Source organism: Rossellomorea marisflavi, assembly GCF_022170785.1.
GTDB classification, from domain to species: Bacteria; Bacillota; Bacilli; order Bacillales; family Bacillaceae_B; genus Rossellomorea; species Rossellomorea marisflavi_B.
The window spans coordinates 2,601,425-2,620,574 of record NZ_CP081870.1 but is presented as its reverse complement, the minus strand read 5'-3'; the positions used below and the strand labels follow the sequence as shown (position 1 = coordinate 2,620,574).

Genomic DNA, 19,150 nt, shown 5'->3' with positions numbered 1-19,150 from the left:
CATAGCTTGTATTAATAGATGACGGGGAGGATGGAAGATGGGTAAAGGAGTCCGGATGATCTGGCAGACGCTGAAGGTGTTTATCCTTTTTACGGGATCGACGATCCTTTTTTATTATGGCATCATGTGGATCGGTGAAGAATACGAAGGTTATCACCGATACGATGAACCGGAGGGGTCGGCCGTGAAAGTTTCCTCGGCGGTTGCAGACGAGGAAGCACACTGGTATGATCGATTATTATTTTTTTATACGAACGGGGAGTAATGGATGTTGGAAGACCATATAGAAGATTACATGCATTTCTTAACAGTGGAAAAAGGGCTTTCGAAGAACACGATCGATTCCTACAAGCGCGATCTGAAGAGCTACTCCCTCTATATTAAGAATGTAGAAGGGATGGAAGGCTGGAATGAAGTGTCACGTGTGAACATCGTCCAGTTCCTCGGTCATCTTGGTGATCAGGGGAAATCGTCGAAGACTGTGGCAAGGCATGTCGCTTCGATCCGCTCATTCCACCAGTTCCTTTTAAGGGAGAAGGCCGTGGAGCAGGATCCGACGGTCCATCTCGAAACACCGCGGACCGAACGCAAGCTTCCCAAGATCCTGAGCTTATCCGAGGTGGAAGCGCTCCTGGAGGCGCCCGATGCCTCCACCCCTCTCGGCATGAGGGATAAGGCCATGCTTGAGCTCTTGTACGCAACGGGTATCCGCGTAAGTGAACTCATTGGTATGAAGCTCGATGATCTTCACCTCAATATGGGCTTCATCCGCTGTATAGGAAAGGGGAATAAGGAAAGGATCATCCCAATAGGCCAGACGGCCATGAATGTACTCGGGGATTATCTAGAACATTCTCGTCTGAAGCTCAGGTCGGGGAGAGAACGGGATGATCACCTTTTTCTGAACCATCATGGCCGCGGGATGAGCAGGCAGGGGTTCTGGAAAAATCTCAAGGCCCTACAGAAAAAGGCCAATATTGAGAAGGAACTCACGCCTCATACATTACGGCATTCATTCGCCACGCATCTCCTTGAAAATGGAGCCGATCTGCGGGCGGTTCAGGAAATGCTCGGACATGCCGATATTTCCACCACACAAATCTATACGCACGTGACAAAGACCCGCCTGAAGGATGTGTATACGAAATTCCACCCAAGGGCTTAGGGTAGGGGGAGATCCCGCAAAATTTGCGGGATCTCCCTTGTATTTTTTTGAAGGGGAAAGTAGAATATAGATGTCAGACTTCTGACGTTGTATCGTTCTGATTCACGCTCAGTGGCAGAGGGTACACTACTAGCATTGATGAAAATGTAACCGTTTTAAAGACGGTTGTTTACAGGAGGCAGATAATATGAGTAGCTATACATACAAAAGGGTCCACCTGATTGTGATGGATTCAGTGGGAATAGGGGAAGCACCCGATGCGGACCTGTTCAATGATAAAGGGGCCGATACCCTCGGTCACATCGCGGAACATATGAATGGGCTTCATATGCCCAATATGGCCAAGCTGGGTCTGAGCAACATCCGTGAAATCAAGGGGATCGACAAGGCTGAAAAGCCCCTTGCCCACTACACGAAAATGCAGGAGGCATCCGTAGGGAAAGACACGATGACAGGCCACTGGGAAATCATGGGCTTGAATATTGATACGCCGTTCAAAACCTATCCGGAAGGCTTCCCGGAAAAACTCCTCCAGAAATTGGAGGCGGAAACGGGCAGGACCGTCATCGGGAATAAACCTGCAAGCGGAACGGCCATCATTGATGAGCTGGGGAAAGAACATATGGAGACCGGTGCCCTGATTGTGTACACATCCGCCGATCCCGTCCTTCAGATTGCTGCACATGAAGACATCATTCCCATTGAAGAACAATACCGCATATGTGAAATTGCAAGGGAACTCACGAAGGATGATGAATTCCTCGTTGGACGTGTCATCGCCCGCCCGTTCATCGGTGAGCCGGGTGCTTTCAAAAGAACATCGAATCGACATGATTATGCATTGAAACCATTCAATCGCACCGTCATGAACGAACTGAAGGATGCAGGATATGATGTGATCGCCATCGGGAAGATCTCGGATATCTATAACGGGGAAGGGGTCACGGATTCAGTTCGGACAAAGGACAATATGGACGGAATGGATGGATTCCTCCGCACGATGGACCAGCCGTTTACCGGCTTAAGCTTCCTGAATTTAGTCGACTTTGACGCCCAGTTCGGCCATCGACGCGATCCTGAAGGTTATGGGAAAGCATTGGAAGAATTCGATGCCAGGCTACCAGAGGTTTTTGAGAAAATGACCGAGGAAGATCTTCTGATTATCACGGCTGATCACGGGAATGATCCGACGGCCCCTGGAACGGACCATACGCGTGAATTTGTGCCGCTTCTTGTTTATTCAAAGCGATTCAGCGGAGAGGGTGAAGAGCTTCCTGTGAGGAAGACATTCGCCGATATCGGTGCTACGGTTGCCGATAACTTCAATGTGAAACATCCAAAGTTCGGGGAAAGCTTCCTGACATCACTTAAATAAGGTTCCACACGTCAAATGGTAGATGGCGGGGCAGCAGTTGCCGCCACCAATATAGAGAGGTAAAGGAGAGGTGACCATGAAATACGAACAAATTGAAAGAGCCGCACGCTACCTGAACGAACGATTCACCAAGACACCGAAAATCGGCTTGATCTTGGGTTCCGGACTCGGAGTCCTGGCAGATGAGGTCGAAGAGCCCGTTAAGATCCCCTACAACGAAATACCCGACTTCCCTGTTTCCACTGTGGAAGGACATGCGGGTCAGCTCGTGTACGGCGGACTTTCAGGTCAGGAAGTCGTGGCGATGCAAGGACGCTTCCATTTCTACGAAGGATATGACTTTGATAAAGTAACCTTCCCGGTGCGCGTAATGAAGGAGCTTGGAGTCGAGATTCTGATCGTGACGAATGCGGCTGGAGGTGTCAATGAGAGCTTCAAGGCAGGCGACCTTATGATCATTACGGATCATATCAACAATATGGGTGGGAATCCCCTCATCGGCCCGAATGACTCCCGCATGGGTCCCCGCTTCCCGGATATGTCGGAAGCTTATTCCAGGGATCTTCGCCAGCTTGCCAAGGAAATTGCAGGTAAGCTTTCCATCGATGTGCAGGAAGGAGTGTACGTTGGCAATACAGGTCCTACGTATGAAACACCAGCAGAAGTCCGCCTGGCACGCGTCCTAGGAGGCGATGCAGTCGGAATGTCCACCGTTCCCGAAGTCATTGTGGCCCGTCACGGCGGTATGAAGGTTCTCGGAATCTCATGTATTTCCAATATGGCTGCAGGAATCCTGGATCAACCCTTGTCCCATGATGAGGTCATGGAGACAACCGAAATGGTCCGTGCCAACTTCCTTTCTTATGTAAAAGAAATCGTCAAGTCATTGTAAGCTAATACGTATAAGTGGGTGAAAGTGATGAGAATGGTTGACCTAATAGAGAAAAAACGTGATGGAAAAGAACTGACGACGGAGGAAATCAACTTCATCGTAAATGGATATACAGAAGGATCCATTCCGGATTATCAGGTTAGCGCCTTGACCATGGCGATCTTCTTCAAGGATATGACCGAAAGGGAGCGTGCCGATTTAACCATGGCGATGGTGGAGTCGGGGGATCAGATCGACCTTTCCGCCATAGAAGGCATCAAAGTGGATAAACACTCGACGGGTGGCGTCGGTGATACGACGACCCTCGTACTCGGCCCCCTTGTAGCGGCCGTTGGAGTACCTGTGGCGAAGATGAGCGGCCGCGGACTCGGACATACCGGAGGGACCATTGATAAGCTTGAAGCCATCGAAGGCTTCCATGTGGAAATTGAAAATGACGAATTCATCCGTCTTGTGAACAAAAACAAGCTGGCTGTCATCGGACAGAGTGGAAACCTGACCCCTGCCGATAAAAAGCTGTACTCGCTTCGTGACGTGACGGCGACGGTGAATAGCATCCCGCTGATCGCAAGCTCCATCATGAGCAAAAAGATCGCAGCAGGAGCCGACGCCATCGTACTCGACGTCAAAACCGGAGCAGGCGCCTTTATGAAGACCCTTGAAGATTCCAAAGAGCTCGCCAGTGCCATGGTCAATATCGGGAATAATGTTGGTCGGAAAACGATGGCCGTCATCTCTGATATGAGTCAGCCACTCGGGTTTGCCATCGGGAATGCCCTCGAAGTGAAGGAAGCAATCGATACGCTGAAGGGTGAAGGACCGGAAGACTTGACTGAACTTTGTTTGACCCTTGGAAGTCACATGGTCTACCTGGCTGAACAGGCGAATTCCATTGAAGAAGCACGGGAAAGATTGATTAAAGCCATGAAGGATGGATCCGCACTTGAGAGCTTCAAGGTCTTCCTCGCCTCTCAAGGAGGGGACGCATCCATCGTGGATGAACCGTCAAAACTCCCTCAGGCTGCCCACGTGAGTGAACTGCCTGCCAAGGAATCAGGATATGTATCCGAGATCATCGCAGATGCCGTCGGAACTGCAGCCATGTGGCTCGGAGCGGGACGTGCGACGAAGGATTCCGTCATCGACCTTGCCGTCGGGCTCGAGCTCAGGAAAAAGATCGGTGATCGCGTAGAGGCAGGGGAATCATTGGTGACCATATTCAGCAATGATGAAACTGAACTGGAACGAGTGAAAGAAAAGCTATATGAAAGCATCAAGCTTTCTCCTGAGAAAGTAGCAGCACCTACCCTGATCCACACAGAAATCACACATTAATTACTAGCACCACCTTCCTGAAAACGGAAGGTGGTTTTTTTTGTGCAGAGAATTTTCGGAAGCCTTTGTATAAAAAGGTCTATGTTGGAAAAAATGGTGATAGAAGTTTTGAATATTGAAGATGAATGGAGGATCTTAACATGAAACGTGTACTGTCTATCCTGACGCTATGTTTCTTTATTTTTTCATTGACCCCCGTATCGGGATTTGCTGAGGAGAAGAAGTCCGAACTTGCTGAAGTAGCAAAATCAGCGGTCCTGATCGAAAGGGATACGGGCTCTGTCCTTTACGATAAGAACAGTCATGAACGCTTGGCTCCGGCATCTATGACAAAGATCATGACCATGATCCTGATCATGGAGGCGATCGAGAATGGCCAGATCGACTGGAAAGACAAGATTCGAACCAGTGAACATGCAGCATCGATGGGCGGGTCACAGATCTTCCTTGAGCCAGGTGAAACAATGTCTGTGGAGGAAATGCTGAAAGGAATCGCCATCGGTTCTGCCAATGACGCATCCGTTGCCATGGCGGAGCATCTCGCAGGCAGTGAAAAAGGCTTCGTTGAGAAAATGAATGCCAAGGTAAAGGAACTGGGCTTGAAGGACACCCAGTTTAAAAATCCGACCGGACTTCCGTCAAAAGGCCATTATAGTTCTGCCCATGATATGGCCATGATGGCAAAGGAATTACTGAAATATGAAGGGATCACGAAGTTCACCGGAAGCTATGAATCGTATCTCAGGGAGAATACAGATAAGAAGTTCTGGCTGGTGAATACCAATAAACTTGTCCGTTTCTATGATGGAGTGGACGGTCTCAAAACCGGCTTCACTAATGAGGCGAAATATTGTCTCACTGCCACGGCGAAAAAAGGCAATATGAGGGTCATCGCCGTCGTGTTCGGTGCGCCGTCACCTAAGGACCGCAACAACGAAGTGAGCACCATGCTGGATTACGCCTTCAATCAATATCAAACCAAGCCCCTCTACAAAAAGGGTGACGACATAGGCGAAGCCAAAGTGTCGAAAGGGAAGGATCGCAAACTCCAAGCCGTCACACAAGAGCCTGTGTCAATCCTGACTCAAAAAGGTGAGAAACTTGATAAGGTAGAGCAGAAGGTGAGCATCGCAGATGAGGTGAAGGCCCCGGTCAAGAAAGGGGACGAAATCGGTAAGCTCGTCATCATGAACAAAGGGAAGAAGGTACTTGAAACACCACTTGTGGCAAAGAGCGATGTGAAGAAGGCAAGCTGGTGGGACTTCTATAAACGAAGCATGAGCATGTTCACCAAGACCGATCAATAAACATTGACTAATTATGACGAATTCCTTCTAGTTTTGTCATCAGGAAGGATTCTTGAAAAAGAATAGCGAAATCACTCACTATAAGACAGAGAAGGAGGCTTTCTATAGTGAGTCTTGCTATTGACCTAGAAGTGAAGAGTGACGTCCTGTGCATCCGTCTGAGCGGGGAGTTGGATCATCATACCGCCGATGAATTAAGGGAAAGGGCATCCGCCCTGATCGAGAATGAAAATATCCGCCATATCATCCTGAACCTTGAAGAACTGAGCTTCATGGATAGTTCCGGCTTGGGTGTGATCCTTGGCCGCTACAAACAAATTAAGCAAAAACATGGAGAGATGGTCGTTTGTGCCATTTCTCATTCAGTCAACCGCCTTTTTGAGATGTCAGGTCTATTCAAGATCATTCGTCTTGAACCATCTGAAGAAAATGCATTGCAACGATTGGGGGTCGCTTGAATGAGGAATGAAATGAGTATCCAGTTCAGTTCAGTGAGTCAGAATGAATCCTTTGCCCGTGTAACCGTGGCATCTTTCATCGCACAGCTTGATCCGACGATGGATGAACTTACGGAAATTAAAACCGTCGTCTCCGAGGCCGTCACAAATGCCATCATCCACGGCTACGAAAACAAACCGACGGGTCAGGTATTCATCTCTGTCATCATGGAAGAAGATGGCTACATCGATATGACCATCCGCGATGAAGGGATCGGAATCGGGGATGTGGATGAAGCACGCCAGCCCTTATATACATCAAAGCCGGAACTTGAACGCTCTGGCATGGGCTTCACAATCATGGAAAACTTCATGGATGAAATCGAAATATCCTCACACCCAGGTACAGGCACCACGGTAAGGCTGAAAAAGCACTTAACCAATAGTAAAACGCTATGCAATTAAGGAGTCGTGCCCATGGATGTCGAAGTGAAAAATGAAAAGGAAAAGGCGCAGCCATTCTTAAAGGATCACGAGGTCAAGGAACTGATAAAACTCAGTCAAGATGGTGATCAGGGAGCGAGGGACATTATTGTCCAGAAGAATATGCGGCTGGTCTGGTCTGTCGTCCAGCGGTTCCTCAATCGGGGGTACGAGCCGGATGATCTGTTCCAAATCGGTTCCATCGGCCTTCTTAAATCCGTTGATAAATTTGACTTGAGTTATGATGTGAAATTCTCCACCTATGCAGTCCCTATGATCATCGGGGAGATCCAGCGCTTCATCAGGGACGATGGCACCGTCAAGGTAAGCCGCTCCCTAAAAGAAATGGGGAATAAAATACGCAAGGCAAAAGACGAGCTTTCAAAGACGTTCGGAAGGGTGCCGACTGTCAACGAACTGGCCGAACATCTGGAGTATTCCCCGGAAGAAGTCATCATGGCGCAAGAAGCCAGCAGGGCTCCTTCTTCCATCCATGAAACGGTCTATGAAAACGATGGGGATCCCATCACATTACTGGATCAGATCGCCGATCAGACCGACTATAAATGGTTTGATAAAATCGCCCTAAAAGAAGCGATATTGGAACTGGATGAACGAGAGCGCCTGATCGTGTACCTACGCTATTACAAAGATCAAACCCAGTCGGAGGTGGCAGAGCGGCTCGGCATTTCACAGGTGCAAGTATCACGGCTTGAAAAGAAAATCCTCAAGTCGATGAAGGAACAAATGAATACAGAATGAAAACCCGCAGGACCCTTGAATAAAGGGGCCTGCGGGCTTTTTGGTGTGGAGAGGATACAGGGCGTTTACATAAATAATTTTTGAACATCCATACTATGGGTAACAAGGTGAAAATCAAGGAAATCAGGAAGTGAGTATGTTGGAGAACGTTCTGTATATCCGATTGCGCCACCGGATCCAAGTGAGGGAAGAGAGTTTAGTGAAATTGGGGCAGATCGCCCAGCTCATCGCACCGGAGCCGATTTTGGAAAGCATAAGAGACATACCTGTCCATCATGTTACCGTGGCAGATAAAAACATCATCGTCGTGGATGTGATGACGGCCATCAGGCGCATTAACGCCGTCCATCCCTCTCTCGATATCCAAACGATCGGTCCAGTCCAAACAATCATCGAAGTGGTGTATGAAAAGAAAAAGGTATCCCTTCCCCTTTTCGCAGGCGTCTGGCTCCTCTTATTCATCGGAACGGCGCTCGCTATCATCAACTTCCATGAAGATGTGAGCATGAGGGAAGTACATCAGCGCATGTATTTTTTCATTACAGGCCGAATAGATCCACATCCGTTGATCTATCAGATCCCCTATTCCATCGGTCTGGGACTCGGGATGATTCTGTTCTTCAATCATGTGTTCAAAAAACGAATCAATGAAGAGCCAAGCCCCTTAGAAGTAGAGATGTTCAACTACCAGCAGGACCTTGATCAGTATGTCATCATGCATGAAAACAAAGAAAGTCAGAAAAAGCTCGATGACCATTAAAATCCTCCTGGCATTGTTTGTGGGGTTCGGAGGGGGACTTGCAGTAGGATCGGGGCTGGTGGCATTCTTGACGGTCCTTGGGATCATCCCGAGGCTTACACAGTTGACGAAAACGATGAAAATGATCCATTCCTATGAATGGGCAGTCGTGACGGGGGCGCTTTCAGGCACGTTCATCTCATTGAATGATTTTACGCTTCACACAGCGGCCATCATCCTGATTCCCATCGGTGCAGCAAGCGGCATTTTCATCGGTCTGATGGCAGCCGCTCTGACAGAGGTGCTCAATGTATTTCCCATCCTGGCAAAAAGGATCGGGATCGAAAGCCAGATCATCACGCTCATCATGGCCATTGTCCTGGGCAAGATTGCAGGGTCCCTATTCCATTGGCTGTACTTGGTACAGCCGTAATCATAAGCAGAGGCGGTCGTTGAAATGACAGACACGAAACGGAAGGTCATCCTTGTAACCGACGGTGACGAATATGCGAAAAAGGCCGTTGAATGCGTGGCCAAGGAGTTCGGGGGACGTTGTATTTCCAGCACGAAGGGGAATCCGACCGTCCTTTCCGGGCCGGAAGTGGTCAAGTTGATCAAAAAGGCCAAATGCGACCCTGTTTTTGTCATGTTCGATGATAGCGGCTTCCTTGGGGAAGGGTCGGGAGAGAGGGCCATGAAGTACGTAGCGCAGCATGATGATATTGAAGTGCTGGGTGTTATAGCTGTTGCCAGTCATACAAGGCATGCGGAGTGGACGAGGGTCGACGTGTGCATTGATAAATTCGGAGAGCTCACCCCCTATGGAGTCGATAAATTCGGCGTGCCGGAAATGGAAATGGGAAGATTGACGGGTGATACGGTGTATTGTCTGGATGAACTGGACGTGGCGGTAATCGTCGGTGTAGGGGACATAGGGAAAATGGCGAAGCGGGATCACTACTCCCAAGGCAGTCCCATCACGAAAAAAGCAGTGGAAATCATCTTAGAGAGGAGTGGGTACAATGGGTGAAATCAGGAAGACCCCGATTCCAAAGGACTTGGGGAAACTCGAAGAGTATATGCAAAACCATGTTGGACTGAATAAAAGCTTCGACTTGGGCGTACGTAAGCTGATGATCCTGAAGAAAGGTGTCCATATCTACTATATCAATGGATTGACTGATGCATCGTATGTCATTCATATCGTTGAAGAACTCGTTGAAGTGAATGATAATGAACGGGCAACCAGTAAGATTTATGATATTGTACACAATCGTCTGGTCCACCAGTCCGTCGAACCTGTCAAAACGGTGGAGGAAGCGGTGGATGAAGTCCTATCAGGGTTGATTGCCGTCTTTGTGGAAGGGGCCCCGGAAGCCCTGATCGTTGATGTGAGGAGCTATCCCGGAAGGCAACCGTCGGAGCCGGATACAGAAAAGGTGGTAAGGGGTTCACGTGATGGCTATGTGGAAAATATCATCGTCAACACAGCCCTGACCCGCAGGAGGATCCGAGATCCGAGACTCCGGTTTGAGATCTTCAGGATAGGTGAACGGTCCAAAACGGACATTTCCATCGCCTATATCGAAGACGTGGCCGATCCGAACCTGATCGAAATCGTCAAACAAGAGCTTCAAAGCATAAAAATCGACGGCCTGACGATGGCCGATAAAACAATCGAGGAATTCCTTGTCAAACAAGGATATAATCCGTACCCCCTCGTGCGGTACACGGAAAGGGCGGACGTCGGGGCGACTCACCTTTTGGAAGGCCATGTCCTGATCTTCGTGGATACCTCACCGAGTGTGATCATCACCCCGACCACGTATTTTCATCATCTCCAGCATGCGGAAGAATATCGCCAATCTCCAGCAGTGGGGACATTTGTCCGCTGGACGAGATTCCTGGGTGTCCTGGCGTCGTTATTCCTTCTGCCTTTATGGTATCTATTTGTCTTGGATCCATCATTATTGCCGGAAGCTATCAAGTATGTCGGTCCCGATGAACAGACCAATATCCCGGTGATCGCCCAGCTCTTCATCGCAGATCTAGGGGTGGAGATGTTCAGGATAGCGGCCATACACACGCCAACGCCGCTATCAACGGCAATGGGTCTGATCGCGGCGGTCCTGATCGGTCAGATTGCCATCGATGTTGGGCTTTTCCAACCGGAGGTCATCCTTTATGTAGCGGTTGCATCGATCGGTACCTTTGCCACCCCGAGTTATGAATTAAGCGTCGCCAACAAGATGGCACGATTGGTCATTTTAATTTTCGTGGCGTTGTTCCATATTCCGGGACTCGTGATTGGATGTACCCTTTACGTCCTATTCGTCACCAATATCAAGTCACTGAATACTCCTTATATGTGGCCCCTGCTGCCATTCAGTCCGAAAGCGTTCCTACAGATCCTCATCAGGCGTTCGGTGCCGGGTGCCAAAATCAGACCAAGCATCGTCCATGCACGGAACCGGCACAAACAGCCGAGCTGAATCCTGGAAGGATTGCAAGCCCCCTCATTCTATGGTAAATTACTTTTAATTAGTAAAGGATTAAAGAGGGGAATGAGCAGAGAATGGAACTTCATGGATCTCAGGAAATTAACGAACAGGGTCAACTGACCATAGGTGGGGTCAATACCGTAAAGCTCGCGGAACAATACGGTACCCCCCTGTACATATATGATACATCACTGATCAGGGAACGCGCACGCGGCTTTAAGGATACGTTTGAAGAGCTGGGCGTCAAAGCGGAGGTTGCCTACGCGAGCAAAGCCTTTTCAAGCATTGCGATCTTTCAATTGATGAAAGAAGAAGGGTTATCCTTGGACGTGGTTTCCGGAGGGGAACTCCATACGGCAATCAAAGCGGGTTTTCCTGTCGAGAAGATTCATTTTCACGGAAACAACAAATCGTATGAAGAGCTTGCAATGGCACTCAAACTTGGGATCGGTTGCATTGTGGTCGATAACTTCCACGAGCTTGAGCTGATTGGCGCCATACTCGCTGAACGTGGAGGATCGACGAGGGTGCTTCTCCGTGTCACTCCTGGGATCGAGGCCCATACCCATGATTATATCCTGACGGGTCAGGAGGATTCGAAGTTCGGCTTCGATCTTGGAAACGGCCAAGCCGAAGAGGCGATGAAAAAGGCAGTGGCCATGGAGGGCATCGAACTCCTTGGACTCCACTGTCATATCGGGTCGCAGATCTTTGAAACGACTGGCTTCATCTTGGCCGCAAGGAAGATCATCGACACCGTGGCATCGTGGAAGGAGCAGCACGGGTTCGTTCCTCAGGTCATCAATCTTGGAGGAGGCTTCGGTATCCGGTACACGAACGAAGATCAGCCGATCCCACCTGCACAGTATGTAAAAGACATGATCACAGTGGTGAAGGAAGAGGTGGAGCGTCATGGACTGGACATGCCGGAAATCTGGATCGAGCCGGGTCGTTCACTGGTGGGCGATGCGGGGACGAGCCTCTACAGCATCGGATCGACCAAGGTCGTACCGGAAGTAAGGAAATATGTCGCCATCGACGGAGGGATGAGTGATAATATCCGCCCTGCTCTGTACCGCGCGAAATACGAGGCGGTACTTGCCAATAAGGCAGGGACACCTGTGGAAGAGACCGTATCCATTGCAGGGAAATGCTGTGAGTCAGGTGACATGCTGATCTGGGATCTGCCGTTACCGGTTTCAGAACCTGGTGACCTCCTGGCCGTCTTCTGCACAGGCGCATACGGTTACTCCATGGCGAATAACTATAACCGTATTCCACGTCCGCCCGTCGTTTTCGTGGAAGGAGGGAAGGATCGCCTTGTAGTGAAAAGGGAAACCTATGAGGATATTCTCTCCCTTGACCTCCCACTCGATTGAATGTGACGTTCATGGGAATCTCCTGGCCGAAGGTGCCGGATATTCCCGTGACCTGTTATACTTGATAGAGTGCGAGTCTACCAGATACATTCATAGATCGGGTGTTGAATCGGGGGGGATGGTATGTCGAAAAATAACACGCGCTTATTTTTCCTTCTTTTGGCAGTTGGTTTGGCGTGGGGAGTGGTTTACTGGCTCTTCTTAGCGGGAAACTAAACGGTAGTTGATAAAAAAGAACAGTTTTAGTAAGATAGTAAAACATTCGCTTATTAAAATGATTGTTTTGTCCATGATACAAGTATCTGGATATAAACGTAACGAGGGGTAAATATGTTAATCCGATATAAAAAGGCTTTTGAAAAGATCGCAATGGGATTATTATCTTTCATGCCAAGTGAAAAAGATCTGAAGAAGCTTCAGCAAACGATGAAGCAGTATGAAACGGATGAAAATTGGCAGCTTTTTTTATGGAAAGAAGAAGACATAGTTGGACTGATCGGAGTGCAGAAAGAAGAAGGCGCCATGGAAATCCATCACATTTCCGTCAATCCGTCACATCGTCATGAGGGAATCGGAAAGGCGATGGTGAAACATCTGAAGGACATGTACTCTGAGCTAGACGTCAAACCCAACGAAGAAACCGCTTCCTTTTTTGAAAGATGCGAAGGGGAAATGAATGAATGAAAAAAAGAAACTGGCCCTGAGGCTAGTTTCTTTTTTTTCTGAGAAGGGCTTCTTCACGTTCTTGGATCACTTGGGAGCGATCCCTGCGTGAATGGCGATGAATGAGCTCGTGATCGGTCAAGTCACTCGGGAGAGACCAGCCGTATCCGTTATGGGTGCACCACTGCTGAACAGATAGGAGAAGGTCTGGATCCTGTATTGGGAGGCTGACACTGCGATAGGGCATTTCTTTCACAATGCTTTCCTCTGTTTCTGAAAGGATGGAAAACAGTCTGCTTTCATCAAGACCTAAATCTCTCATGACCGAACGGTGACGCTTCAGATTCTCCGTACCCTTACGGATCATTCGTCCTGCACCCTTAAGGTTGTCCCTGCGATAATGATACATCCCGACGGCAATCTGGATGAGGCCGACCCAGTGGGAGTCCCTGTTGCCGGGATCGATGTCTTTCCAGTATTCTTCTAGGACCTCATGGCACTCAAAGTAATCCCTGCTCCCATTGAAGTGGGCGAGGAATTCGATATAGGGGATGGGATGTTGTGTCATTCAACCGCTCCTTTCAATAGGGTTAGTGTAGCATACTCCCCCGTGTGGTGAAACGAATTGAGCAGGGGGTAAAATTTCTATTGGAGAATGGTAGTCAATCTACTATACTAATAAGTAGCTCTTTTTTAAGTCTGTACAATGGAAATTGGTGATGAAATGGAATATAACGTGAAAATTGAAGCGTTCGAAGGTCCGATGGATCTTCTACTGCATCTGATCAATTCACTTGAAATTGATATCTATGATATCCCCATGGCACAGATTACCGAGCAATACATGATCTATGTGCACGCCATGAAGGATCTGAAGCTCGACGTTGCGAGTGAATATCTTGTGATGGCGGCGACGCTCCTTGCGATCAAGAGCAAGATGCTCCTGCCGAAATACGATGAAGATTCCCTCGATGAAGAAATCGAATTCGAGGAAGAGGATCCGAGGGACGAACTGGTGGAAAGACTGATTGAATACCGCAAATTCAAAGAAGCTGCCACAGAACTACGGAGCAGGGAAGAAGAGCGGGGACAGGTCTTTACGAAGCCGCCAAGCGACCTATCTGAATACATAGAGGATTCAAACCTGAAAGACAGCATCGGCCAGGTCACAGTCTATGATATGCTCGGTGCATTCAATAAATTATTGCGACGCAAAAAGCTCCAGAAGCCTGTGTCAACGAGAATTACCAGGCAGGAGATTTCCATAGAAAAACGAATGGATGAAATTTTAGTGAGCCTGCAAAGTTTGAGGAAGCGAACTACCTTCACCAGCCTTTTCCCCTCCAATCAAAAAGATCATCTGGTTGTCACATTCCTGGCCGTCCTTGAATTGATGAAACGTCAAAAAATCATCGTCGACCAGGAAGAGAATTTCACGGAAATTTTTGTGGAAGCAAGTGAGGAGGTAGGACTAGTTGGACAAACGTAATTGGAAAGCCATCCTCGAAAGCCTGCTTTTCGCAGCCGGAGACGAAGGTCTTTCCCTGAAACAGGTCTGTTCGGTTTTGGAGATACCGGAAGCCGAAGCATTGAACAGAATGAATGAACTGAAAGAATGGTACGACGACCGCGGGATCGCAGTCGTTGAAATTGCGGGTGCCTATCAGCTCGCTACTAAAAAAGAACATGCTGAATACCTTAAAAAGCTGGTGGAATCACCAAATGTGAGCCTCCTTTCCCAGGCGGCACTTGAAACCTTGGCCATCATCGCGTACAAGCAGCCCATCACACGTGCTGAGATCGAACAGATCCGGGGGGTCAAGACAGAACGTCCCGTACAAACCCTCACATCGAAAGGGCTGGTAAAAGAAGTGGGGCGCGCCGAGGGAACAGGCAGGGCCTACCTGTTCGGTACGACCAAAGAATTCCTCGATTATTTCGGGTTGAAGAGCATAGAGGAGCTTCCACCCCTGCCAGATCATGTACAAGAAGAATTTGCAGATGAGGAAGCAGATCTGTTTTTTGAAAAATTCCAGGAAACGCTGAATAACAATGAATGATTCTGAAACACCGTCCGGAAGTGGGCGGTGTTTTTTTTTATGGCAAGCGCAAGGGAGTATTCAATCATATTACCCGTTGTCCCGCATAAACTTGTACAAATAGTCATGACAAGGAGTAGATGCAGGTGAAGGGGAATAATCGGAAAGTCTACATATACAGCCTCCTGATCGTTGTCCTCTTGTTCTCATTGGTTTCAGGAAAGGTACAGGCTGCTCCATCTGTGAGCTCGCAGAGGGCGATCCTGATGGATCAGGAAACAGGCAGGGTCCTGTATGAAAAAGATGCGGATGAGAAAAGCAGGATTGCGAGTATCACCAAGATCATGACAGCGATCCTGGCCGTGGAATCTGGGAAGCTTGACCGCGATGTAACGGTGCCGGATGATGCCGTCAGAACAGAAGGATCCTCGCTGTACCTGAAAGCGGGGGAAAAAATCAAATTGGAAGACCTCGTGTACGGGCTGATGCTGAGATCGGGGAATGATGCGGCCGTTACTATTGCAGATTACGTAGGCGGCAGTCTCGATGGGTTCGTTTATATGATGAATGAAAAAGCCCGTGAAATTGGTATGGAAAACACCCATTTTGCGAATCCACATGGGTTGGATGATCATGAGGACCACTATTCCACCGCAAGGGATATGGCCATCCTGACCAGGTACGCCATGAAAAATGAGCGCTATGCCGAGATTGCCGGGACCAAGCTCCATACAGCGCCCAATCCCGAAGAGAAATGGGACAGGAAGTGGAAGAACAAGAACAGGCTTTTGACGGAGCTTTATAAATACAGCACGGGAGGAAAAACAGGCTTCACCAAGAGGGCGAAACGGACACTTGTCTCCACAGCCTCTAAAGATGGGGAGAACTTGATCGCCGTTACATTGAACGGGCCGGATGATTGGAATGATCATATCTCCATGTTCGAGTATGGATTCAAGCAGTATGACTATAAAATCGTCATAGCAAAAGGGAAAATCGAAAACATCGATGACCCTATTTATCAAGGGCATGTCCGTGTGGACAGAGATGCGGTCCTGACTCTTCAAAAGAACGAAGTGGACGGTGTCAGGGTGGAGTACAGGATGATGAAGCCTGAGAAGAAATGGGCCGATGGTAAGGGGGCGCCTGATGTTGTCGGCAATGCCCTCGTCTATCTGGATGATGAACAAGTGGACTCTCTCCCGGTATATTTTGAATCAGGATCAAAACCCGAGAAGAAAAGCTGGTGGAAGCTATGGGCCGGCTCCATCCAATCGGTCCTTGGTGTGAACGGAAATGGTTAACATCATCTGGGTGGCGCTCACGATCATCGGTCTCGTTTTTGCTGTGATCAATGGGAGGATGGCCGAAGTGAACGAAGCCATCTTTCAATCGGCCAATGAAGCGGTCACCCTCTGTATCGGCCTCATCAGCGTCCTCGTTTTTTGGCTCGGGATGATGAGGATTGCCCAGGAGGCGGGGCTCCTCGATAAGCTTGCGGGACTCTGCAGGCCGTTTGTGAAGAGGCTGTTCCCGGAAGTGCCGGCAGACCATCCGGCCATGGGGTATATCTTAAGCAATATGATGGCGAATATGTTCGGTCTTGGGAATGCGGCTACTCCCCTTGGGATCAAAGCGATGGAACAGCTGAAGCGGCTGAACGGTGGAAGGGACTCGGCGAGCAGGTCGATGATCACGTTTCTGGCCATCAATACGTCAAGCATCACCCTCATTCCGACGACGGTCATTGCCATCAGGATGAAATATGATTCAGCCTCGCCGACGGAAATCGTGGGTCCTACCCTGGTGGCAACCATCCTGTCGGCAATCGGCGCAATCCTCATTGACCGGTACTTCCACTACAGGAGAACGAAACGGGGGGTGAAGTGATGCAGTGGATTTCGTTGGTTTCACTCTGGATGATCCCCCTATTGATCGGCTTCATTCTTCTGTACGGCACGTGGAAGAAGGTCCCTACCTATGAATCCTTCGTGGAAGGGGGGAAGGAAGGGATCAAAATTGCCATGTCGATCATCCCTTTCCTGATTGGAATGCTTGTAGCCATCACGATTTTCAGGGAATCAGGCGCTTTGGAATTCTTTGTCGATCTTATCCGGCCTGGTCTCCTGGCTATCGGAATCCCGCCGGAAATCGTCCCCCTCGCTATCATCAGGCCGATCTCCGGGACGGCCGCTCTAGGAATGATGAGCGATATGGTGGCGGCTTATGGACCGGATTCCTTCATAGGGAGGCTTGCATCTGTACTTCAGGGAAGTACGGATACGACACTGTACGTCTTGACCGTTTACTTCGGTGCTGTAGGGATACGAAGGATGGGGGATGCAATGAAGGTCGGTCTTCTCGCCGATGTGGTCGGAATCGCAGCCGCCATCTTCGTCGTAACACTGATGTTCTAATTTGGCCTCCAATTCTAAAAAGGTATAAAAGGAAAGCGGAACCCCGTTTTCTTTTTATACCTTTCTATTTTCCATGGTTTATGCCATAATTCATGAAGGAATAGAAAAATGAGGTGAAAGACCGTGGAACGTTTACAAAAAGTTATTGCACACAGCGGTGTCGCATCAAGGCGCAAAGCTGAGCAGCTGATCATAGAAGGAAAAGTCAAAGTGAATGGGAAAGTCGTTAAAGAATTGGGAACCAAGGTAGCGGCTTCCGACCGGGTGGATGTCTCCGGAGTCCAGATCGAACGGGAAAACAAGGTGTACTATATGCTATACAAACCGCGGAGCGTGATTTCTGCCGTGACCGATGATAAGAATCGTGAAGTCGTGACGGATTTCTTCCCGGAAATCGACGAGAGGATCTATCCGATCGGTCGCCTAGACTATGAAACGTCTGGCTTGTTGCTTCTTACGAATGACGGAGAGTTCGCCAATCTCCTCATGCACCCGAGCAATGAAATCGAAAAGACGTACGTTGCCAGGGTGAAGGGCATACCATCCAAATTCAAGTTGAAGGAACTTGAAAAGGGTGTGAAGCTCGAGGATGGCAGAACCGCTCCGGCGAAAGTGAAAATGCTGAGCATGGACAAGAAGCAAGGGAAGTCCATCATCGAAATCACGATCCATGAAGGTCGGAATCGTCAGGTTCGCCGCATGTTCGAGCATATCGGATACCCGGTGCAGAAGCTGAAGCGCGAGCGCTATGGCTCACTCACCCTCCAGGGTCTGACAGCTGGTGAAGGAAGAGAGCTGACCCCGCACGAAGTCAAGCAGCTCCGCACGCTGGCAGAATCAGCCGCCAACAAATAAAAGTGTCACGAATCATTCATATAATCTGAAAGACCGTCATGAAGAAAAATGGTATAATTGGAAAGGAATTTTACCATCTATGGGGAAGGCCCCTGCTTCTAGAAACGGTTGAACCAGACACTGGCAGGGGTTGATCAATCGATCATCCCCTTTCCTTCTATCATTTTTGAAGTGATGGGGAGGTATACATAAGGACTTCGATAGGAAGTCATTTTATTTCACTTATTTTGATAGCGATTTCAGAGCAAGGAGGGTTACGATGAACAAGAAAAAGCGCAGACTGATAATCCGGTCGGCCATCTTGCTGATACTGGTGTCAGCCGTCGGCTACACGCTGTATGCCAACTTCACCAAGGAAGATCGTGGTAAGCTTCAGGTGGGTGATCAGGCCCCTGATTTTGTCCTTAAAGACATGGAAGGCAACACCCATCAGCTTTCCGACTACAAAGGGCAGGGGGTATTCCTAAATTTTTGGGGAACATGGTGTAAACCCTGTGAACGTGAGATGCCCTATATGAACAATCAATATAAAAAATATGAGGATAAAGGCGTTCAGATCCTTGCGGTGAATGTAGGGCAGTCGGACTTCCTGATCAACAGCTTCTCTTCTAAGCACGGCCTCGAATTTCCGATTGTCGTCGATAAGGAAGAAGAAGTGCAGAATGCCTACGGAATCGATCCGCTTCCGACGACCATGCTGATCAACCCAGATGGGAAGATCGAAAAGATCATCACGGGGACGATGTCAGAAGAAGATATTATCGAAGATCTTGAGAGTATCAAGCCATAACGCCAACCTGA

The 19,150-nt window shown here is 48.8% G+C and carries 23 protein-coding genes; 22 read left to right on the top strand and 1 reads right to left on the bottom strand.

Annotated elements, in window-relative coordinates:
• Window positions 1–37: 37 nt before the first annotated feature.
• From K6T23_RS13765 to K6T23_RS13695, 15 genes are all read left to right on the top strand, one after another.
• On the top strand, window positions 38–265 hold the full coding sequence (locus K6T23_RS13765) for a YqzK family protein (protein WP_048005944.1): 228 nt from the start codon (window positions 38–40) through the stop codon (window positions 263–265).
• Window positions 266–271: 6 nt separating this feature from the next.
• Entirely contained in the window at window positions 272–1,165 is an 894-nt protein-coding gene (gene xerD, locus K6T23_RS13760) for a site-specific tyrosine recombinase XerD (protein ID WP_053427755.1), read from the top strand.
• Window positions 1,166–1,352: 187 nt separating this feature from the next.
• Window positions 1,353–2,540, top strand: coding sequence for a phosphopentomutase (deoB, locus tag K6T23_RS13755; RefSeq protein ID WP_238281415.1), 1,188 nt, complete (start codon window positions 1,353–1,355; stop codon window positions 2,538–2,540).
• 76 nt (window positions 2,541–2,616) lie between these two features.
• Window positions 2,617–3,432, top strand: a complete 816-nt coding sequence (locus K6T23_RS13750) for a purine-nucleoside phosphorylase (RefSeq protein WP_238281413.1) — start codon at window positions 2,617–2,619, stop codon at window positions 3,430–3,432.
• 27 nt (window positions 3,433–3,459) lie between these two features.
• Window positions 3,460–4,767 carry a pyrimidine-nucleoside phosphorylase gene (locus K6T23_RS13745; protein WP_238281411.1) on the top strand — a complete coding sequence of 436 codons (1,308 nt, stop codon included), beginning with the start codon at window positions 3,460–3,462 and terminating at the stop codon, window positions 4,765–4,767.
• Window positions 4,768–4,907: 140 nt separating this feature from the next.
• Window positions 4,908–6,074, top strand: coding sequence for a D-alanyl-D-alanine carboxypeptidase family protein (locus K6T23_RS13740; RefSeq protein ID WP_056535584.1), 1,167 nt, complete (start codon window positions 4,908–4,910; stop codon window positions 6,072–6,074).
• Window positions 6,075–6,181: 107 nt separating this feature from the next.
• Window positions 6,182–6,532, top strand: coding sequence for an anti-sigma F factor antagonist (gene spoIIAA / locus K6T23_RS13735; RefSeq protein ID WP_053426682.1), 351 nt, complete (start codon window positions 6,182–6,184; stop codon window positions 6,530–6,532).
• Window positions 6,533–6,976: an anti-sigma F factor gene (spoIIAB, locus tag K6T23_RS13730; RefSeq protein WP_048005938.1), complete on the top strand. Its 444-nt coding sequence runs from the start codon at window positions 6,533–6,535 to the stop codon at window positions 6,974–6,976.
• Between the two features lie 12 nt (window positions 6,977–6,988).
• On the top strand, window positions 6,989–7,756 hold the full coding sequence (sigF, locus tag K6T23_RS13725) for an RNA polymerase sporulation sigma factor SigF (protein WP_053426683.1): 768 nt from the start codon (window positions 6,989–6,991) through the stop codon (window positions 7,754–7,756).
• A gap of 139 nt (window positions 7,757–7,895) precedes the next feature.
• On the top strand, window positions 7,896–8,516 hold the full coding sequence (locus K6T23_RS13720; RefSeq protein ID WP_273546623.1) for a stage V sporulation protein AA: 621 nt from the start codon (window positions 7,896–7,898) through the stop codon (window positions 8,514–8,516).
• Window positions 8,506–8,928, top strand: coding sequence for a stage V sporulation protein AB (locus K6T23_RS13715; protein ID WP_056535587.1), 423 nt, complete (start codon window positions 8,506–8,508; stop codon window positions 8,926–8,928). Before K6T23_RS13720 ends, K6T23_RS13715 begins: the two co-directional genes overlap by 11 nt.
• A gap of 24 nt (window positions 8,929–8,952) precedes the next feature.
• Window positions 8,953–9,525 carry a stage V sporulation protein SpoVABEA gene (spoVAEA, locus tag K6T23_RS13710; protein WP_238281408.1) on the top strand — a complete coding sequence of 191 codons (573 nt, stop codon included), beginning with the start codon at window positions 8,953–8,955 and terminating at the stop codon, window positions 9,523–9,525.
• Window positions 9,518–10,987 (top strand): spore germination protein, encoded by a 1,470-nt coding sequence (locus tag K6T23_RS13705; protein ID WP_056535597.1) that lies wholly within the window; start codon window positions 9,518–9,520, stop codon window positions 10,985–10,987. Before spoVAEA ends, K6T23_RS13705 begins: the two co-directional genes overlap by 8 nt.
• 83 nt (window positions 10,988–11,070) lie before the next feature.
• Window positions 11,071–12,375, top strand: coding sequence for a diaminopimelate decarboxylase (lysA, locus tag K6T23_RS13700; RefSeq protein WP_148984524.1), 1,305 nt, complete (start codon window positions 11,071–11,073; stop codon window positions 12,373–12,375).
• 330 nt (window positions 12,376–12,705) lie between these two features.
• Window positions 12,706–13,059, top strand: coding sequence for a GNAT family N-acetyltransferase (locus K6T23_RS13695; protein WP_053426688.1), 354 nt, complete (start codon window positions 12,706–12,708; stop codon window positions 13,057–13,059).
• 22 nt (window positions 13,060–13,081) lie between these two features.
• Here K6T23_RS13695 and K6T23_RS13690 read toward each other — a convergent pair whose 3' ends face one another.
• Window positions 13,082–13,606, bottom strand: a complete 525-nt coding sequence (locus K6T23_RS13690) for a DUF309 domain-containing protein (RefSeq protein ID WP_238281406.1) — start codon at window positions 13,604–13,606, stop codon at window positions 13,082–13,084.
• A gap of 156 nt (window positions 13,607–13,762) precedes the next feature.
• Between K6T23_RS13690 and K6T23_RS13685 the strand changes: the two genes are divergently transcribed.
• The 7 genes from K6T23_RS13685 to resA all read left to right on the top strand — a co-directional run bounded on the left by K6T23_RS13685 (window position 13,763) and on the right by resA (window position 19,139).
• Complete coding sequence (locus K6T23_RS13685) at window positions 13,763–14,527, top strand: segregation/condensation protein A (protein ID WP_053426690.1); 765 nt, start codon at window positions 13,763–13,765, stop codon at window positions 14,525–14,527.
• A complete protein-coding gene (gene scpB / locus K6T23_RS13680) occupies window positions 14,514–15,098 on the top strand; it encodes an SMC-Scp complex subunit ScpB (RefSeq protein WP_238281404.1) in 585 nt (194 codons plus the stop codon). The genes K6T23_RS13685 and scpB overlap by 14 nt, the downstream gene beginning before the upstream one ends.
• A gap of 125 nt (window positions 15,099–15,223) precedes the next feature.
• A complete protein-coding gene (locus tag K6T23_RS13675) occupies window positions 15,224–16,381 on the top strand; it encodes a D-alanyl-D-alanine carboxypeptidase family protein (protein ID WP_420493473.1) in 1,158 nt (385 codons plus the stop codon).
• A complete protein-coding gene (locus K6T23_RS13670; RefSeq protein WP_056535609.1) occupies window positions 16,374–16,967 on the top strand; it encodes a nucleoside recognition domain-containing protein in 594 nt (197 codons plus the stop codon). The genes K6T23_RS13675 and K6T23_RS13670 overlap by 8 nt, the downstream gene beginning before the upstream one ends.
• Window positions 16,967–17,494, top strand: a complete 528-nt coding sequence (locus tag K6T23_RS13665) for a spore maturation protein (protein WP_238281402.1) — start codon at window positions 16,967–16,969, stop codon at window positions 17,492–17,494. The genes K6T23_RS13670 and K6T23_RS13665 overlap by 1 nt, the downstream gene beginning before the upstream one ends.
• A 123-nt stretch (window positions 17,495–17,617) precedes the next feature.
• Window positions 17,618–18,349, top strand: a complete 732-nt coding sequence (locus K6T23_RS13660; protein ID WP_056535614.1) for a pseudouridine synthase — start codon at window positions 17,618–17,620, stop codon at window positions 18,347–18,349.
• 259 nt (window positions 18,350–18,608) lie between these two features.
• Entirely contained in the window at window positions 18,609–19,139 is a 531-nt protein-coding gene (gene resA / locus K6T23_RS13655) for a thiol-disulfide oxidoreductase ResA (RefSeq protein ID WP_056535617.1), read from the top strand.
• Window positions 19,140–19,150 lie beyond the last annotated feature (11 nt).

Excerpts from the sequence above, each read along its gene's own strand:
- K6T23_RS13740 (WP_056535584.1), top strand. The coding sequence starts at position 4,908 with ATGAAACGTGTACTGTCTATCCTGACGCTATGTTTCTTTATTTTTTCA.
- K6T23_RS13745 (WP_238281411.1), top strand. The coding sequence starts at position 3,460 with ATGAGAATGGTTGACCTAATAGAGAAAAAACGTGATGGAAAAGAACTG.
- K6T23_RS13715 (WP_056535587.1), top strand. The coding sequence starts at position 8,506 with ATGACCATTAAAATCCTCCTGGCATTGTTTGTGGGGTTCGGAGGGGGA.
- spoVAEA (WP_238281408.1), top strand. The coding sequence starts at position 8,953 with ATGACAGACACGAAACGGAAGGTCATCCTTGTAACCGACGGTGACGAA.
- K6T23_RS13695 (WP_053426688.1), top strand. The coding sequence starts at position 12,706 with ATGTTAATCCGATATAAAAAGGCTTTTGAAAAGATCGCAATGGGATTA.
- resA (WP_056535617.1), top strand. The coding sequence starts at position 18,609 with ATGAACAAGAAAAAGCGCAGACTGATAATCCGGTCGGCCATCTTGCTG.
- lysA (WP_148984524.1), top strand. The coding sequence starts at position 11,071 with ATGGAACTTCATGGATCTCAGGAAATTAACGAACAGGGTCAACTGACC.
- K6T23_RS13765 (WP_048005944.1), top strand. The coding sequence starts at position 38 with ATGGGTAAAGGAGTCCGGATGATCTGGCAGACGCTGAAGGTGTTTATC.
- K6T23_RS13670 (WP_056535609.1), top strand. The coding sequence starts at position 16,374 with ATGGTTAACATCATCTGGGTGGCGCTCACGATCATCGGTCTCGTTTTT.
- spoIIAB (WP_048005938.1), top strand. The coding sequence starts at position 6,533 with ATGAGGAATGAAATGAGTATCCAGTTCAGTTCAGTGAGTCAGAATGAA.
- K6T23_RS13705 (WP_056535597.1), top strand. The coding sequence starts at position 9,518 with ATGGGTGAAATCAGGAAGACCCCGATTCCAAAGGACTTGGGGAAACTC.
- deoB (WP_238281415.1), top strand. The coding sequence starts at position 1,353 with ATGAGTAGCTATACATACAAAAGGGTCCACCTGATTGTGATGGATTCA.
- K6T23_RS13750 (WP_238281413.1), top strand. The coding sequence starts at position 2,617 with ATGAAATACGAACAAATTGAAAGAGCCGCACGCTACCTGAACGAACGA.
- K6T23_RS13665 (WP_238281402.1), top strand. The coding sequence starts at position 16,967 with ATGCAGTGGATTTCGTTGGTTTCACTCTGGATGATCCCCCTATTGATC.
- K6T23_RS13685 (WP_053426690.1), top strand. The coding sequence starts at position 13,763 with ATGGAATATAACGTGAAAATTGAAGCGTTCGAAGGTCCGATGGATCTT.
- sigF (WP_053426683.1), top strand. The coding sequence starts at position 6,989 with ATGGATGTCGAAGTGAAAAATGAAAAGGAAAAGGCGCAGCCATTCTTA.
- K6T23_RS13690 (WP_238281406.1), bottom strand. The coding sequence starts at position 13,606 with ATGACACAACATCCCATCCCCTATATCGAATTCCTCGCCCACTTCAAT.